Here is a 557-nt window from a genome sequence, read left to right as displayed (position 1 = left end):
GGCAATAAACCATGGAAAAAAAATACGAATTTACTGATGAAACAATCGAAGTTGGGGGCAAAACTCTCCACCGCATTCGCGCATTACGAGACTTTGGAAACGTCGAGAAAGGTGATTTAGGAGGCTATATCGAGAAAGAAGACAACCTAAGTCATGAAGGTGATTGTTGGGTAGGTGATGATGCAAAAGTCTATGGTTATGCCAAGGTTTTTGGTGATGCCTTGGTTTACGAAAATGCACAAGTTTACGGTTATGCACATGTTTACAACAATTCTCGTATTTATGGCAAAGCAGAAGTTTGCGATGAACCATGCATTTACGGTGATGCAGAAGTTTACGGTGATGCATATATTTGCGGTGAACCGCACGTTTTTGATAATGCAGAAGTTTATGGCAATGCACAAGTTTACGAAAAGGCATACATTTATGATAGGGCGCGTGTTTACGGCAATGCAGAAGTTTCCGGTGATGCGCATGTTTACGGTCATGCAAAAATTTACGGTGAAGCATGTGTATGTTGGGACGACTGGATTGATGGCGATAAAAGAATCTCAACT

General features: G+C 41.3%; 1 protein-coding gene. It reads left to right on the top strand.

The genetic code is table 11. The features are described from left to right. Positions 1-11 precede the first annotated feature (11 nt). A partial coding sequence (locus ACFIKG_RS09830; protein WP_375652256.1) for a hypothetical protein occupies positions 12-557 on the top strand: 546 nt, incomplete at its 3' end.

It is taken from the genome of Bartonella sp. LB28NMGDW, assembly GCF_042194435.1.
Lineage (GTDB): Bacteria > Pseudomonadota > Alphaproteobacteria > Rhizobiales > Rhizobiaceae > Bartonella > Bartonella grahamii.
The sequence above is the reverse complement of the archived record's forward strand: the minus strand, read 5'-3'. Positions and strand labels throughout refer to the sequence as shown.